We start from the raw sequence: 15232 nt of genomic DNA, 5'->3' as shown, positions 1-15232 counted from the left end.
CTGCGGGACCAGTCCGTGACCGTGACTGCCACGCGGGGGAAGTAGGTCTTGGGCGTTCCGTCGTAGGAGTGCTTGCTGAAGACGCCTGCCAGGGCTGTCGCACGGATGCCGGGGAAACTGGCAGAGGCGCTCGGGGCTGTCCTCGGCTGTTCAGTAACTGGCGCCGACCGGACCTTTGGGCTCAAGACTTGTGCGGAGAGGTCGCTGCCCTGATTGGCTTCGGATGACCTTGGCCCGCCACTGGTACTCGCCGCGCTTTGTGATCTGCCCCATACGTCTCCCTGATGGCCCAATGGCCCAAGAATGGCCCAAATAATCAGGAACCACGTTAAACCACCAGTAAAAACGGCACAAGGGCTAAGCGTTCGGGACGTAGAGGCCGGAGGTTCGAATCCTCTCACCCCGACCAGGATTTCCTTGTAAGCCGAGGACTCAAAACAGCCGCAGCGATGCGGCTGTTTTGCTTTCTGCGCCTCGCGCCGCTCAGGCCCGAACGGGCAAAAACCGCTTGAACACGAACCGCGGACCTCACCCGGCGCCTCTATGCTGCGCAGCATGGACACATCCGACCGGCCGCGCGCGTGGATACGGCTTCCCTCGGGAGCAGCACTGGATCTCATCAACCCACGGTCCGACGCCTGGACAGACCTCGACCTCGCAGCACGCTTGGCACGAACCTACCGGTGGGGCGGCGAGTCCGTTTGGCCGTGGCCACTGTCCGTCGCGCAGCACTCCCTGCTGGTGCTGGCATTGCGCCGCAACAGCGCGCCACACGCCTTGAGCAACGCCGAGGCGCGTGCCGAGCTGCTGCATGACGCCGAGGAAGGCTTTCTCGGTTTCGACTGCATCTCGCCACTCAAGCGCGTCCTTGGCGCGCCATTTCAGCAAGTAGCTAGCCGGCTGATGAGCGCCATTGCGCATCGCTACGAGCTGCCAGCATGGACGGAAGCCTCTCATCGCGTGCACAAACTGGCGGACCGCATCGCCGCCGCCTCCGAGGCCGTGCACTGCACGGGATGGTCGCAGCAAGAAGTGCGCGAGGTGCTGGGCATTGAGGAGCGCGTACTGACAGAAGACCCGCTGCAGGCCATCTACGGCGGCCAAGCCTGGGAGCCCTGGCCATCGGACGTCGCCGCCGACCGCTTCCTGTGCGAACTGCGTCGACTTCAGCCACAGTGATCAGCGCCGACGCAACATCGGCGCCGCCTCGACGCGCTGACCGTTGACGTATGGCGCGCCATTGATCACCTCGATCAACATATCCCCAAAGGCGCTGCGCCACACATAGCGCAACACACCGTCGGTGGCGAGTTCAAGGTCCTGCTGCGCCGGCACCTCAGGCCTGAGCAGAACTTGCGGCAACAAAGCGTCATTCATGGCCAGGAATCCCCCTGGCAAGGATACGCCGCCACGCGCTCGGCACCACCGGCTGCCGAGCCGCCGCCCGCTGGCACAATCAGCGGACTTCAGTTCCTCGCGTCACGGACGCCAACGCAGTGGAAACCACGCTCGCCGAGCCGCATCAGTCCGCCCTCTCAGGAGTTGCGCGCATGCTCGTGCACGCGGGCAAATTGCCCGTCAAGGCCGCTGAAGAGCTCGTGCGGCAGGCACGCGAGAAGAAGACCAGCTTCGTCAACGCGGTGATCGCCAGCGGACAGGTTTCCGCCGCTGATCTGGCTCACACGCTGTCCAGCGCATTGGCGCTGCCGCTGCTGGATCTGTCGGCGATGGACCCGCAGAAGCTGCCGCAGAACGTCATCGACGGCAAGCTCGCACAGCAGTACCAGGTCGTGGCGCTGTCACGACGCGGCAACCGGCTGTTCGTCGGTGGCGCCGACCCCACCGACCTGGAAGTCATCGAGCGCATCAAGTTCGCAACGCAACTCCAGCCCGAGTGGGTCATCGTCGAACATGACAAGCTGACCAAGCTGCTCAGCACCACCGGGGTCAGTGCGACGGAAACGCTCGAATCGATCGCCGGCGGCGAGTTCGATTTCGACATCGCCGAGGACGACGCCACACCGCAACAGGAAGCGGCCGAGCTCGCCGACGTGGAAGACGCGCCCGTCGTGCGCTTCCTACAGAAGATGTTGGTGGACGCCATCAACCTGCGCGCCTCCGACCTGCACTTCGAGCCCTACGAGTTCCATTACCGCGTGCGCTTCCGCGTCGACGGGGAACTGCGGGAGATCACGCAGCCACCCATCGCCATCAAGGACAAGCTGTCCTCGCGCATCAAGGTCATCTCACGGCTGGACATCGCCGAGCGCCGCGTGCCGCAAGACGGGCGCATGAAGCTCAAGTTCGGCAGCAAGTCCATCGACTTCCGCGTCAGCACGCTGCCCACGCTCTTTGGCGAAAAGATCGTGATCCGTATCCTGGACTCCTCCTCCGCCAAGCTCGGCATCGACGCGCTCGGCTACGAGAAGATCGAGAAGGAACGGTTGCTGGCCGCCATCTACCGCCCGTACGGCATGGTGCTGGTGACCGGCCCGACCGGCTCGGGCAAGACGGTGTCGCTCTACACCTGCCTGAACATCCTGAATCAGCCTGGCGTCAACATCTCGACCGTCGAGGATCCGGCGGAAATCAACCTGCCGGGCATCAACCAGGTCAACGTGAACGACAAGGCGGGCCTGAACTTCTCGGCCGCGTTGAAGTCCTTCCTGCGTCAGGATCCGGACATCATCATGGTCGGCGAAATCCGCGACCTGGAGACCGCCGACATTGCGATCAAGGCGGCACAGACGGGCCACATGGTCATGTCCACGCTGCACACCAACGATGCGCCCAAGACGCTGACACGCCTGCTGAACATGGGCGTTGCACCGTTCAACATCGCGTCCAGCGTGCTGCTGATCACCGCGCAGCGCCTGGTGCGCCGGCTGTGCGAGAACTGCAAGGCCCCGGCCGAGTACCCGCGCGATGCCATGCTGAAGGCCGGCTTCGTCGAGGAAGACTTCGACGGCAGCTGGAAGCCCTACCGCGCCGTGGGCTGCAGCAACTGCACAAACGGTTACCGCGGCCGCGTAGGCCTTTACCAAGTGATGCCCATCACGGAGGACATCCAGCGCATCATCCTCGCCGAGGGAACGGCGATGGACATCGCCGCGCAGGCCAAGAAGGAAGGCGTGCGTGATCTGCGGCAGTCGGGCTTGGTCAAGGTTCGTGCCGGCGTCACGACGCTGGAAGAAGTCCTGTCCGCCACCAACGAATAAAACAGTCGCGAGGAGAGTGCATGGCCACCGCCGCAGCAAAAGGCGTCAAGGACTTTGTCTTCGAATGGGAGGGCAAGGACCGCAACGGCAAGATCGTCAAGGGCGAGTTACGTGCCGGCGGTGAGGCCATGGTCAGCGCGACGCTGCGGCGTCAGGGCATCCTGGTCAACAAGGTCAAGAAGCGGCGTGCCAGCGGCGGCACATCCATCAAGCAAAAGGACATTGCCGTTTTCACACGGCAACTCGCCACGATGATGCGCGCAGGCGTGCCGCTGTTGCAGGCCTTTGACATCGTCGCCCGCGGCGCCACCAACCCGCGCCTGACCCGGCTGCTGAATGACATCCGCCAGGACGTTGAAACCGGCACCAGCCTGTCCGCTGCGTTCCGCAAGCATCCGATGTACTTCGACGCGCTGTACTGCAACCTCGTCGAGGCCGGTGAGGCTGGCGGCATTTTGGAAGCACTGCTGGACCGCTTGGCGATCTACCAGGAGAAGACGGTCGCGCTGAAGAACAAGATCAAGTCGGCGCTGACCTACCCCATCGCCGTGCTGACCGTGGCCTTCATCGTCGTCGCGATCATCATGATCTTCGTGATCCCGGCGTTCAAGGATGTGTTCGCGTCCTTCGGCGCTGACCTGCCAGCGCCCACGCTGATCGTCATGGCGATGTCGGAGTTCTTCGTCAGCTACTGGTACCTGATCTTCGGCAGCATCGGCGGCGGCCTGTACTTCTTCATCCAGAGCTGGAAGCGCTCCGTGAAGATGCAAAAGCGCATGGACCGGATCCTGCTGAAGATCCCGGTCTTCGGTGACCTGATGTTCAAGTCCGCCGTTGCGCGCTGGACGCGCACGCTGTCGACGATGTTCGCGGCCGGTGTGCCGCTGGTGGAAGCACTCGACTCTGTGGGCGGCGCCTCGGGCAACGCGGTGTTCCAGGAAGCCACCGAGCAGATCCAGCGCGACGTCTCTACCGGTTCGGCACTGACGACGTCCATGCAGACGACCGGCATCTTCCCGACCATGGTGCTGCAGATGGCCTCCATCGGCGAAGAATCCGGCTCGCTGGACCACATGCTGGCCAAGGCGGCCGAGTTCTATGAGGACGAGGTGGACGAGGCTGTGAAGGCGCTGTCCAGCCTGATGGAACCCTTCATCATCGTCATCCTGGGCGGCCTGATCGGTGGCATCGTCGTGTCCATGTACCTGCCCATCTTCAAGATCGGCGCGGTCGTGTGATCCGAGCGCGGCGCCGGCTCGGAATGCGGGTAGATTGCAACCCGCGTTCCACCTGACCCCGCCGCGCATCATGTCCCTCGCCACCATCGACTGGTCCCTCTGGCTCTCCCCCTGGGTGCTGGGCATCTTCGGGCTGTGCATCGGCAGCTTCCTGAACGTCGTCATCCACCGGCTGCCGCTGATGCTGGAGCGACAGTGGGTTCATGAGTCGGCCGCCCAGCTGACCGATGCCGCCGCGATGGCACGCACGGCCCAGTTGCCGCAAGCCGAGACCGCCAAGCTGGCCAAGGCGGTTGATGACTTCGGCACCCGCATCGAATCGCTGCCCCACTTCGGCATCGCCACCCCGCGCTCGCGCTGCCCGCATTGCGGCCACCAACTGCGCTGGCATGAGAACCTGCCGCTCGTCGGCTGGCTGCGGCTTGGCGGCAAGTGCGCGTCGTGCAAAGCGCCCATTTCCAAGCGCTACCCCCTCATCGAGCTGATCACCGGTCTCGCGTTCGCTGCCCTGTCCTGGCGCTTCGGTGCGCAGCCGGCAACGCTGCTGTGGTGCGGCTTCGTCGCAGCGCTGATCGCACTGGCGATGATCGATCTGGACACGCAATACCTGCCTGACGACATCACGCTGCCGCTGCTCTGGGGCGGGCTGGGCGCCTCAGCCCTGGGCTGGACGGTGCCGCTGGACAAAGCCGTCATCGGCGCGGCGGCAGGCTACCTGTCGCTGTGGTCCATCTACTGGCTCTACAAGCTGGTGCGCAACCGGGAAGGCATGGGCTATGGCGACTTCAAGCTGCTCGCCGCCATGGGCGCCTGGCTGGGCTGGCCCATGCTGCTGCCCATCATCCTGCTGTCGTCCGCCGTGGGGGCTGTGGTCGGCATCTGCCTGATCCTGTTCCGAGGCCATGGGCGTGAGGTGCCAATCCCATTCGGCCCCTACCTGGTGGGCGGCGGCCTTGTGGCCCTGTTCGTCGGGCAGTCCACGCTGCTGGGCATACTTGGCCTCTACCTGGGTTGAGCCGCTTGACCATGCGCATCGGGCTGACGGGCGGCATCGGCTCCGGCAAGAGCACGGTCGCCGGATTTCTACGCGAGGCTGGGGCCACCATCGTCGACACCGACGCCATCTCGCGCGCGCTGACCGCACCGGGCGGTGCCGGCATGCCCGCAATCGCCCAGCAATTCGGCGCAGAGTTCGTGACGGCAGATGGCGCGCTGGACCGCGATCGCATGCGCGCCCTCGCCTTCTCGGACGGCTCTGCCAAACGCCGCCTGGAAGCCATCCTGCATCCGTTGATCACAGCCGAGGCCCTGGCCCAGGCCGAAGCGGCCCACGCACCGCTGGTGGTGTACGACGTGCCCCTGCTGGTGGAGTCCGGCCGCTGGCGGTCGCGGGTCTCCCGCGTGCTGATCATCGACTGCACGGTGGACACGCAGCGGGCCCGCGTGCTGCAACGCCCGGGCTGGACGCCAGAGCGCGTCGACGGCGCACTGGCCGCACAGACATCACGCGAAGCCCGCCGCGCTGCCGCTGACGCCATCATCCTGAACGATGGCCTGCCGCTGGCCACGCTCAGAAGCGAGGTCATGAGCCTGGCCGCACGCTGGGGCTGTGAAACAATGACAACGCCCTGACTGAAGCCTGCGCCGTGGTCCTGTACGAGTACCCGTTCAACGAAAGCATCCGCACGATGCTTCGCCTCGAACACCTGTTTGACCGCTTCGGTGCGCTGATGGCCCGCGACCCCGCGCTGGACCACCACTTCGCGCTGGTCTCCCTGTTCGAGATCCTCGACGTCGCCTCGCGTGCCGACCTGAAGAGCGACCTGCTGAAGGAACTGGAAAAGCACAAGGCCCAGTTCAGCGCCTACCGCGGCAGCCCTGGTGTGGACGAGGCGCGTCTGGACGAAGTCATCGCCCGCCTCGACGGCGCCTTCCAGCGGCTGAACGCACAAAGCGGCAAGACCGGCGCCGCGCTGAGCAGCAATGAGTGGCTGATGAGCATCCGCAGCCGCATCAGCATCCCGGGCGGGACCTGCGAGTTCGACCTGCCGGCCTACTATCACTGGCAGCAACTGCTGCCCGTCCGCCGCCGCAAGGACCTGATGGCCTGGGCGCAGTCGCTGATGCCGCTGGCCGAGGCGCTGCAACTGCTGCTGGGCCTGCTGCGCGATTCAGGCACGCCACACAAGGTCGCCGCCAATGCGGGCCAGTTCCAGCAGAGCCTGCCAGCCGGCCGCGTCTACCAGCTGCTGCGCATGCGCATCGATCCCAGCCTGGGCCTCATCCCCGAGATCACCGGCCACCGGCTGATGGTGTCCATCCGGCTGATGCGGCAGGACGAGGAAGGCCGGCTGAAGCTGGCCCCCGAGGACACCGGTTTCGAACTGACGCTGTGCCAATGAAGAAGAACGCCCAAGGGGAGCGCCTGGTGCGTTGCCCGCAGTGCAGCGGCGACAGCGTCTTCGCGCCCAGCAACAAGTGGCGGCCGTTCTGCAGCGAACGCTGCCGACAGATCGACCTGGGCGCGTGGGCCAGCGAAAGCTTCCGCGTGCCGGCCGCACCGCCGCAAGACCCCGACGAACTCGGCCCCGACGGCCAGCACCTGCACTAGGCGCCGGCCCTGCCGGCAGGCCACGCCTCAGGCGTTCAGCAGGCGGCGAGACACCAACTCACGCCGGGCGCTGGCCGCATCCGTGAACAGGAAGGCCTGCCAGTCGCGCGCCAGTGCGGCATCGATGTTGACCGGATGGTCGTCGATGAACAGCAACTCAGATGGCGTGGCGCCGAACTGGCGTTCGGCCATGGCGTAGATCTCCGCCCCCGGCTTGCTCTGCTTGACGCGGCCCGAGAAGATGCCCGATGTGAACCACTCGTTCAGCGGGTACGTCCGGCTGAGGTGGTCGGCATAAGGCTCGGGCATGTTGGACAGGAAATGCAAGGTGTGCCCGGCGGCCAGGAGATCGCGGATCAGCACGACACTGGCCGGAATGGCCATCAACTCGTCAGGCACAGCGCGCACGACGGCCTCGACCTCGCCACGCGGCCAGCCGGTGCGCGCCGAGATGCGGCGCACCACTTCGTCGGCACCGATCAAGCCCTGGTCGAACAGGCCCCAGTCGCCGCCGTAGTTCTGGAAGAACACCGCCGCGACCTGGGCGCCCTGCTCCAGCGTCTCGATGCGGTGCGGCCAGACGCGCGCCAGGAAGCTGGCCGGGTGCCAGCGGAAGACGACGCCGCCGAAGTCGAAGACGATCTTCATGCCGAGGTCAGGCGAGCCAGCAGGCCGGCCGTGGAGCCGTCCAGGCCCGCCGTGTCGCCGGAATCCAGCCGCGGCAGCAACTGGTTGCACAGCGCCTTGCCGAGCTCCACGCCCCACTGGTCGAAGCTGTTGATGCCCCACAGCGCGCCAGTCACAAAGACGCGGTGCTCGTACAGCGCAATCAGCGCACCCAGCGAGCGCGGCGTCAGCGCGTCCAGCACCAGCGTCGTGCTCGGACGATTGCCAGGGAAGCTGCGGTGGCGGGACAGCACATCTCGGTCCAGCGTGGCCGAGGCCGTCGGCGCCTTCTCGGTCAGCGCCTCGGCGGCGGTCTTGCCCTGCATCAGCGCCTGGCTCTGCGCCAGGCAGTTGGCCAGCAGCTTGCGGTGCTGGTCGGCCAGCTTCTCGGCCAGCTCGCCGGTCACGCCATGGTTGGGGCGCTTCACGGCGATGAACTCGACGGGGATGACGTCCGTGCCCTGGTGCAGCATCTGGAAGTAGGCATGCTGGCCGTTGGTGCCGGCTTCGCCCCAGACGACCGGCGACGTGGCCACGGCCAGTGCGTTGCCGTCCAGGTCCACGCCCTTGCCGTTGCTCTCCATCTCCAGTTGCTGCAGATAGGCAGGCAGACGGCGCAGCCCCTGGTGGTAGGGCGCCACGCTGCGGCTCGTGAAGCCGTGGAAGTTGCGATACCAGATGTCGACCAGGCCCAGCAGCACCGGCAGGTTCTGCGCCAGCGGTGCGGTGGCGAAGTGGTGGTCCATCGCATGCGCGCCGGCCAGCAGTTGGCGGAAGTTGTCGGCGCCGACGGCAATGGCGATGGGCAGGCCGATCACCGACCACAGGGAGTAGCGGCCGCCCACCCAGTCCCAGAAGCCGAAGGCGGTGTCGATGCCGAACGCGGCCGCCGCAGCGGTGTTGCTGCTGGTGGCGACGAAGTGGCGCGCCACGTCCGTGCCGCCCTGGCTCAGGAACCAGGCCTTGGCGGCCTGCGCGTTGGCCAGCGTTTCCTGCGTCGTGAAGGTCTTGGACGCGATGACGAACAGCGTGCGCTTCGCGTCCAGGCCTGCCAGCACCGGCGCCAGGTCGTGGCCGTCGACGTTGGAGACGAAATGCAGCTTCAGGTCGCGGCGGGTGAACGCCTGCAACGCCTGCACAACCATCGCCGGGCCCAGGTCGCTGCCGCCGATGCCGATGTGGACCACATCGGTGATGTCACCGCGCTCGCCGCGCCGCACGCTCTCGGCAAAGGCCAGCATCGCGTCCAGCGAGGCCTGCACGTCGGCATTGAACGGCGCGTCGCTGCCGGCCGGCGCGCGCAGCGCCGTGTGCAGCACCGCGCGGCCTTCGGTGTGGTTGACCGGCTCACCGCGCAGCAGCGCGTCGCGGCGCGCGGCCAGGCCGCAGTCGGCGGCCAGCTTCAGCAGCAGCGCCAGCGTGGGCGCGTCGATGCGGTTCTTGGACAGGTCGGCAAAGACCTCGGGCGCTTCGAACGACAGCGCGCCGAAACGGCCCGCATCAGCCCGGAAGGCCTCGCGGATGTCGAAGCCGCGACCACTCGCGGCGTAGTGGGCTTGCAGTTCGGCCCAAACGGGGGAGAGGTCGCAGCGCATCGTCATGTCAGGCCGCCTCGATGAGCTTGTCGAGCTTGCCGGCGTCGACGGCGAACAGGCGGATGCCTTCGGCCAGCTTCTCGGTGGCCATCGCGTCCTCGTTCAGCGCGAAGCGGAAGGCGGCCTCATCCAGGTGGATGGCGGGCATGGCTGCGGCCTTGGCCGGGTCCAGCACGCGCTCCAGCTTGGCGTCTGCGGCCTGCAGCTGCGCCAGCAGATCGGGGCTGATGGTCAGCAGGTCGCAGCCCGCCAGTGCCTGGATCTGGCCGATGTTGCGGAAGCTTGCGCCCATCACCTCGGTCTTGATGCCGTGCTGCTTGAAGTAGGCGTAGATCTGCGACACCGACTTCACGCCCGGGTCGTTGACGCCCGCCATCGCGGCCTCGTCCCAGCTGGCGCCGGCCTGCTTCTTGTACCAGTCGTAGATGCGGCCGACGAAGGGCGAGATCAGCTGCACCTTGGCCTCGCCGCAGGCCACGGCCTGCGCGAACGCGAACAGCAGCGTCAGGTTGCAGCGGATGCCTTCGCGCTCCAGCTCGGCGGCGGCCTGGATGCCTTCCCACGTGGACGCCAGCTTAATCAGCACGCGCTCGCGCGAGATACCGGCGGCTTCGTACAGGCCGATGATGCGGCGCGCGCGGAACAGGCTGGCGGCCTTGTCGAACGACAGGCGTGCATCGACCTCGGTCGACACGCGGCCCGGCACGACCTTCAGGATCTCCAGGCCGAAGCGCACCAGCACGTGGTCGACGATCTCGTCCAGCGGCTTGCCGCGGTGGGCGTCAACCGTCTCCTTCAGCAGCGGCGCGTAATCAGGCGACTGCACGGCCTTCAGGATCAGCGAAGGGTTGGTCGTCGCGTCGCGCGGCGCGAACTGCGCCAGCTGCAGGAAGTTGCCGGTGTCTGCAACCACGGTGGTGAAGGACTTGAGTTGGTCGAGCTGGTTCATGGCTTGAGCTCCGGATTGACCCGGCGAAGAAACTGCTGCATAGTATTTCACGAAACTTAGTTACACAACGGTTAGCGCCCCCTGCGTGGGCCTGGCCTGGAGACGCTCCCGATGTCCTTCGATCTCGTGTTCTTTGGTGGTACCGGCGACCTGACGTGGCGCAAGCTGATGCCCGCGCTGTTCCAGGCCTTCCGGCACGGCAAGCTGCCCGAGGGCGGCCGCATTCTCGCCGTCGCCCGTGACGATCAGACCGACGAGCGCTACCGCGAGTGGCTGAAGGAGCGCTTCCGCGAGGTCGAGGCTGGCAAGCGCCCGAGCGACGAGGAGTTCGAGCGCTTCGCCGCGCTGGTGCACTACAAGCGCATGGACCTGTCCCAGCCCGAGCACTACCAGGGCCTGAAGGACTGGCTGGACGCGCGCAATGCCGACACCGTCGTGCTGTATCTCGCCACCAGCCCGCACCTGTTCACCGGCATCTGCCAGCAACTCGGCGCCGTGGGCCTGAACCACGACAAGGTGCGCGTGGTGCTGGAAAAGCCGCTGGGCCACGACCTGGCCAGCGCGCAGGAAATCAACCGCACCGTGCGCTCGGTGTTCGCCGAGCGCCAGGCCTTCCGCATCGACCACTACCTCGGCAAGCCCTCGGTGCAGAACCTGATGGCGCTGCGCTTCGGCAATGCGCTGTTCGAACCGCTGTGGCGCCGCGAAAGCATCGCCAACATCCAGATCACGCTGGCCGAACAGCTGGGCGTGGGCACGCGCGGCGCGTTCTACGACGGCACCGGCGCGCTGCGCGACATGATCCAGAACCATGCGCTGCAGCTGCTGACCATGATCGCCATGGAGCCGCCGGCCAGCAACGACGCCGACGCCATCCGCGACGAGAAGCTCAAGGTGCTGCGCGCGCTCAAGCCCTTCACGCGGGAGTCGGTCAGCCGCGACGTGGTGCGCGGCCAGTACCGCGCCGGCATGTGCGGTGGTCAACCCGCGCCCGGCTACTTGGAAGAGGTCAAGGTGCCGGCCGACAGTGCCTGCGAGACCTTCGTGGCTCTGCGCACCGAGGTCGAGAACTGGCGCTGGGCCGGCGTGCCGTTCTACCTTCGCACCGGCAAGCGCCTGGCCGCGCGGGATGCGCAGATCGTCGTCAACTTCCGCCCCGTCCCGCACCAGATCTTCCCGGGTGCAAGCTTGCCCAACCGGCTGGTCATCAAGCTGCAGCCGGAAGACGGGCTGGAACTCCAGCTGCTGGCCCAGAAGGGTGCCGGGGCCGGCGAGCAGCTGACGCCGGTGTCGCTGGACCTGGACTTCGACAAAGCCTTTGCCACCCATCGCGTCGGCGCCTACGAGCGCCTGCTGCTGGACGCGATCGCCGGCCGGCTGAATCTGTTCGTGCGCAGCGACGAGCAGGAGCAGGCCTGGCGCTGGGTCGAGCCCATCCTGGATGCCTGGGCGGCAGACGGCAACGGCCCGCGCCCTTACGCCGCAGGCTCCTGGGGGCCTGCCGCGGCCAGCGCCCTGGTGGCGCGCGATGGCTTCTCGTGGGCAGAAGAGCAATGAGGGCCGCCAAGGGGCGAACCACACGAGCCATGAGCGGAGAGCGGACATGAGCATCCTGGAGCGCGTGAAGGCCGCCCTGCCGGCGCTGCCCCCGGCCGAACAGCGCGTCGCCAAGCTGCTGCTGGCCGATGCCCGCAGCTTTGCCAACCTGCCGGTCAGCGAGCTGGCCGACCGCTCGCACGTGAGCAAGCCGACGGTGGTGCGCTTCTGCCGCAGTGTGGGCTATGACGGCCTGGCCGACTTCAAGCTCAAGCTCGCCGGCAGCGTCAACGAAGGCGTGCCCTTCGTGCACCGCGCGGTGGACGAGGACGACAAGCCCGGCGACGTCATCGTCAAGGTCGTTGACAACGCTGTAGCCGCCTTGCTGCACTACCGCAACGACGCCGCCAGCCATGCCTTCGAGCGCGCGATTGACGCGCTGGCAGACTCGGCCCGCCACAACAAGCGCATCGAGTTCTACGGCGTCGGCAACTCCGGCATCGTCGCCCAGGACGCGCAGCACAAGTTCTTCCGCCTGGGCGTGAACACCGTCGCCACCAGCGACGGCCACGTGCAGTTGATGAGCGCGACCATGCTGCAGCCCGGCGACTGCGCCGTCATCATCAGCAACTCCGGCCGCAGCCGCGACCTGCTGGACGCCGCCGAGATCGCGCGCAAGAAGGGCGCGACCATCATCATCATCACGGCCAGCGCGTCGCCGCTGGCGCAGCTGGCGCTGGGCCCGGGCCAGATCCTGCTGGCGGTGGATCACCCCGAGGACTTCGACCGCTACAGCCCCATGGTGTCGCGGCTGCTGCACCTGATCGCCGTGGACATCCTGACGACCGGTGTGGCGCTGAAGCTGGGCCAGCACCTGCGACCGGTGCTGCAGGAGATCAAGAAGAACCTGCGTGCCAAGCGCTACGCCGGCTGACTGGGCGGCCCCTCGTCCGGTCTCGCCTCGCTGAACGCGGGCGCGACCAACCGGTCCCCCGAGGGGACGGCGATGCTCGCCGCATCGAGCGGCGCGCACATCGCCAAACGGGCCGGCTTGGGGCAGCCCGGCGCTCGGCCCAGCGTCAGGCGCCTTGGACGCTCACCGGCCAGAGCAACTCGGCCACGCCATAGACGCGTGCCAGCTCGCGCAGCTTGTCAGGCGCGCCGTCCAGCTTGAGCGTGGCGCCCTGCTCGCCGCACTGGCGGGCCGCCGACAGCAGCAGGCTCAGCGCCGACGAATCGAAGTCCTTCAACTCGGCCGCCGACAGCCGCACCTCACGACCCGCCGCCGCCAACACCTGCGCAGCCTCGGCGCGCAGCGCGGGCGACATCTGCGCCCAGGCGGCGCGGGCGCCGTCCATGCGCAACCGCGCGGGGAGCTTCAAGCCGCTCAAGGTCAGGCCTTGGCTGCGCCAGCCTTGGCGTTCTTGTCGGCCAGGCTCTTGATCAGCCCATCGATGCCGTTGGCGCCGATTTCCTGGGCAAAGCTGTTGCGGTACTGATCCGCCAGCCAGATGCCCAGCACGTTGACGTCATAGATCTTCCAGACCGCACCCGTCTTCTCCAGGCGGTAGTCCAGCTGGATGGGATCGCCCTTGCCACGGATCTCGGTGCGCACGACGACCTCGGTGTCCGTCGGCTGCGCGCGCAGCGGCTTCAGGCCGATCTGCTGGTCCTTCACCTGCGTCAGCGCGCCAGCGTAGGTACGCACCAACAGCGTCTTGAACTCGGCCTGCAGCTTGGTCTGCTGGTCAGGCGTCGCCTGGCGCCAGAAACGGCCAACGGCCGACGCCGTCATGCGCTGGAAGTTCACGTGCGGCATCACCTTGGCATCAACCAAGGCGACGATCTTGCCGACGTTGCCGGCCTGGATCTCTTTGTCGGACTTGACCGCTTCCAGCACCTCGATGGACAGGCCGCGGATGAGTTGGTCAGGGGCGCTGCCGTCGGCAGCCTGGGCCGTCTGGGTCAGGCCCAGCGAGGCGATGGCAGCGGCCACGAGCAGGTGGCGGCGCAGGGAGGACATCAGAGTCATGGTGTCGCTTTCTCGAAACGGGACGGGCACTCAACGCGCCAGCCCGGGTTTTGGTTCACCGCGCCGTGGCGGGGGCCGGATCGGCGGGCTTCTTGACGGTGGGCGCCGGCTCCGTGGCGGGCGCCGACGCGGCGTCACCCGGCACCAGCACCTCAACCTCATCGTCGTCATCGAAACTGCCGCGGCGCTGCAGGTAGGCGTCGCGGTAGAAGGTGTACTTGTCCAGCGCAATGCCTTCCAGCATTTCACCAGCGCGCAGGAAGTTGGCCCGTGTGTTGACGATGTTCAGCGAGGTGATCAGCACCCGCTTGCTGCCGTCGTCAAACAGGTTGGCGGGCGACACCTGCCAGTCCACCGGCAGGGCCAGCGAATCCCGCACGGACGACGGGCCGAACAGCGGCCACACGACATAGGCGCCCGTGCCCATGCCCCAGTGGCCCAAGGTCTTGCCGAAGTCCTGGCTGTTCTTCTCCAGACCTGCCTCGGTGGCGATGTCCAGCACACCGGCCAGGCCGAGGGTGGAGTTCACGGCGAAGCGCATGCCCTGCTCGATGCCGGGCTTGAAACGCCCCTGCAGCACCAGGTTGACCGCCGACCAGGCGTCGCCGATGTTGCCGAAGAAGTTGTCGATGCCGGTGCGGATGGGCGCCGGCACGACCTCGGAGTAAGCGGTCGCCACGGGCTTGAGCACGTGGGCGTCCAGCTTCTCGTTGAAGGCGAAGACCTTGCGGTTCCAGTTCTCCCATGGGTCCAGCCGCTGGCCCTTGGACCCCATGACCTTGTCGACCGCGCGCTCGATGCGCGTGCCCACACCCTGCACGGTCTGGCAGCCCGCCAGGCCAACGGCCAGCGCCAGCACGGCGAGCCCTCGCACCAGGCGGCGCATCACGGCTTGCTCCCGCCGGCCGGCGCAGCGCTGCCCATGTCGGACGCCTTGCTGTTGATGAACTGGCCGATCAGGTTCTCCAGCACGACAGCGCTTTGCGTCTGCTTGATGAGGTCGCCGCTGGCCAGGTTCTTCTCGTCGGCGCCCGGCTCCAGGCCGATGTACTGCTCACCAAGCAGGCCCGACGTCAGGATCTTGGCCGAGCTGTCCTTGGGGAAGGCGGTGTTCTTGTTCAGGTTGATGACGACCTTGGCCTGGAAGGTCTTGTCGTCGAAGCTGATGGACTCCACGCGCCCCACGACCACGCCGGCACTCTTGACCGCCGCATTGGGCTTCAGGCCGCCGATGTTGTCGAAGCGCGCCGACACCTGGTAGGTGGCATCGAAATTGAGGCTGAGCAGATTGCCGGCCTTCAATGCCAGGAAGAGCAGCGCCGCGCCACCCAGCAGCACGAAGAACCCCACCCAGGCGTCATGTCGAGAGGCTTGCATGTGTACTCCC

General features: G+C 66.8%; 17 protein-coding genes. 9 read left to right on the top strand and 8 right to left on the bottom strand.

All coding sequences use genetic code 11. From position 1 onward, the window contains the following. Nucleotides 1-555: 555 nt before the first annotated feature. Entirely contained in the window at nucleotides 556-1179 is a 624-nt protein-coding gene (locus tag NYO99_RS11725; RefSeq protein WP_268167357.1) for a phosphohydrolase, read from the top strand. Here the strand turns inward: NYO99_RS11725 and NYO99_RS11720 are convergent, their stop codons facing one another. Next, complete coding sequence (locus NYO99_RS11720; protein WP_268167356.1) at nucleotides 1180-1377, bottom strand: hypothetical protein; 198 nt, start codon at nucleotides 1375-1377, stop codon at nucleotides 1180-1182. 173 nt (nucleotides 1378-1550) lie between these two features. Here NYO99_RS11720 and pilB point away from each other — a divergent pair, with 173 nt between their 5' ends. From pilB to NYO99_RS11690, 6 genes are all read left to right on the top strand, one after another. Then, nucleotides 1551-3218, top strand: coding sequence for a type IV-A pilus assembly ATPase PilB (pilB, locus tag NYO99_RS11715; protein ID WP_268167355.1), 1668 nt, complete (start codon nucleotides 1551-1553; stop codon nucleotides 3216-3218). 20 nt (nucleotides 3219-3238) lie between these two features. Beyond that, nucleotides 3239-4456, top strand: coding sequence for a type II secretion system F family protein (locus NYO99_RS11710; RefSeq protein ID WP_268167354.1), 1218 nt, complete (start codon nucleotides 3239-3241; stop codon nucleotides 4454-4456). Nucleotides 4457-4526: 70 nt separating this feature from the next. Next, on the top strand, nucleotides 4527-5471 hold the full coding sequence (locus NYO99_RS11705; RefSeq protein ID WP_268167353.1) for a prepilin peptidase: 945 nt from the start codon (nucleotides 4527-4529) through the stop codon (nucleotides 5469-5471). Between the two features lie 11 nt (nucleotides 5472-5482). Then, nucleotides 5483-6088 carry a dephospho-CoA kinase gene (gene coaE / locus NYO99_RS11700; protein ID WP_268167387.1) on the top strand — a complete coding sequence of 202 codons (606 nt, stop codon included), beginning with the start codon at nucleotides 5483-5485 and terminating at the stop codon, nucleotides 6086-6088. A 14-nt stretch (nucleotides 6089-6102) separates the two neighbouring features. Beyond that, nucleotides 6103-6858 (top strand): cell division protein ZapD, encoded by a 756-nt coding sequence (gene zapD / locus NYO99_RS11695; RefSeq protein ID WP_268167352.1) that lies wholly within the window; start codon nucleotides 6103-6105, stop codon nucleotides 6856-6858. Continuing rightward, a complete protein-coding gene (locus NYO99_RS11690) occupies nucleotides 6855-7067 on the top strand; it encodes a DNA gyrase inhibitor YacG (protein WP_268167351.1) in 213 nt (70 codons plus the stop codon). Before zapD ends, NYO99_RS11690 begins: the two co-directional genes overlap by 4 nt. 27 nt (nucleotides 7068-7094) lie before the next feature. Here the strand turns inward: NYO99_RS11690 and NYO99_RS11685 are convergent, their stop codons facing one another. Genes NYO99_RS11685 through tal form a run of 3 tightly spaced genes read right to left on the bottom strand, consistent with a single transcriptional unit; the run spans nucleotide 7095 to nucleotide 10277 of the window. Next, nucleotides 7095-7715 carry an HAD family hydrolase gene (locus NYO99_RS11685; RefSeq protein ID WP_268167350.1) on the bottom strand — a complete coding sequence of 207 codons (621 nt, stop codon included), beginning with the start codon at nucleotides 7713-7715 and terminating at the stop codon, nucleotides 7095-7097. After that, nucleotides 7712-9334, bottom strand: a complete 1623-nt coding sequence (gene pgi, locus NYO99_RS11680; protein ID WP_268167349.1) for a glucose-6-phosphate isomerase — start codon at nucleotides 9332-9334, stop codon at nucleotides 7712-7714. Before pgi ends, NYO99_RS11685 begins: the two co-directional genes overlap by 4 nt. Before the next feature lies 1 nt (nucleotide 9335). Beyond that, nucleotides 9336-10277, bottom strand: a complete 942-nt coding sequence (gene tal / locus NYO99_RS11675; RefSeq protein WP_268167348.1) for a transaldolase — start codon at nucleotides 10275-10277, stop codon at nucleotides 9336-9338. Between the two features lie 111 nt (nucleotides 10278-10388). On the opposite strand from tal, the gene zwf reads away from it, so the two are divergent. Continuing rightward, the gene (gene zwf, locus NYO99_RS11670; protein ID WP_268167347.1) at nucleotides 10389-11834 is read left to right on the top strand and encodes a glucose-6-phosphate dehydrogenase; all 1446 of its coding nucleotides are present in this window, start codon (nucleotides 10389-10391) and stop codon (nucleotides 11832-11834) included. Nucleotides 11835-11886: 52 nt separating this feature from the next. After that, nucleotides 11887-12747 (top strand): MurR/RpiR family transcriptional regulator, encoded by an 861-nt coding sequence (locus tag NYO99_RS11665; protein WP_268167386.1) that lies wholly within the window; start codon nucleotides 11887-11889, stop codon nucleotides 12745-12747. Between the two features lie 145 nt (nucleotides 12748-12892). Here NYO99_RS11665 and NYO99_RS11660 read toward each other — a convergent pair whose 3' ends face one another. Genes NYO99_RS11660 through mlaD form a run of 4 tightly spaced genes read right to left on the bottom strand, consistent with a single transcriptional unit; the run spans nucleotide 12893 to nucleotide 15222 of the window. Next, nucleotides 12893-13204, bottom strand: a complete 312-nt coding sequence (locus tag NYO99_RS11660) for an STAS domain-containing protein (protein ID WP_268167346.1) — start codon at nucleotides 13202-13204, stop codon at nucleotides 12893-12895. Between the two features lie 2 nt (nucleotides 13205-13206). Then, complete coding sequence (locus NYO99_RS11655; protein WP_268167345.1) at nucleotides 13207-13845, bottom strand: MlaC/ttg2D family ABC transporter substrate-binding protein; 639 nt, start codon at nucleotides 13843-13845, stop codon at nucleotides 13207-13209. A gap of 55 nt (nucleotides 13846-13900) precedes the next feature. After that, a complete protein-coding gene (locus NYO99_RS11650) occupies nucleotides 13901-14731 on the bottom strand; it encodes an MlaA family lipoprotein (protein WP_268167385.1) in 831 nt (276 codons plus the stop codon). After that, a complete protein-coding gene (mlaD, locus tag NYO99_RS11645) occupies nucleotides 14731-15222 on the bottom strand; it encodes an outer membrane lipid asymmetry maintenance protein MlaD (RefSeq protein WP_268167344.1) in 492 nt (163 codons plus the stop codon). The genes NYO99_RS11650 and mlaD overlap by 1 nt, the downstream gene beginning before the upstream one ends. Nucleotides 15223-15232 lie beyond the last annotated feature (10 nt).

The organism is Roseateles hydrophilus, from assembly GCF_026712245.1.
Classification (GTDB): domain Bacteria; phylum Pseudomonadota; class Gammaproteobacteria; order Burkholderiales; family Burkholderiaceae_C; genus Pelomonas; species Pelomonas hydrophilus.
Note: the sequence above shows the minus strand (reverse complement) of the source record. Positions and strands in the feature narration are given on the sequence as shown.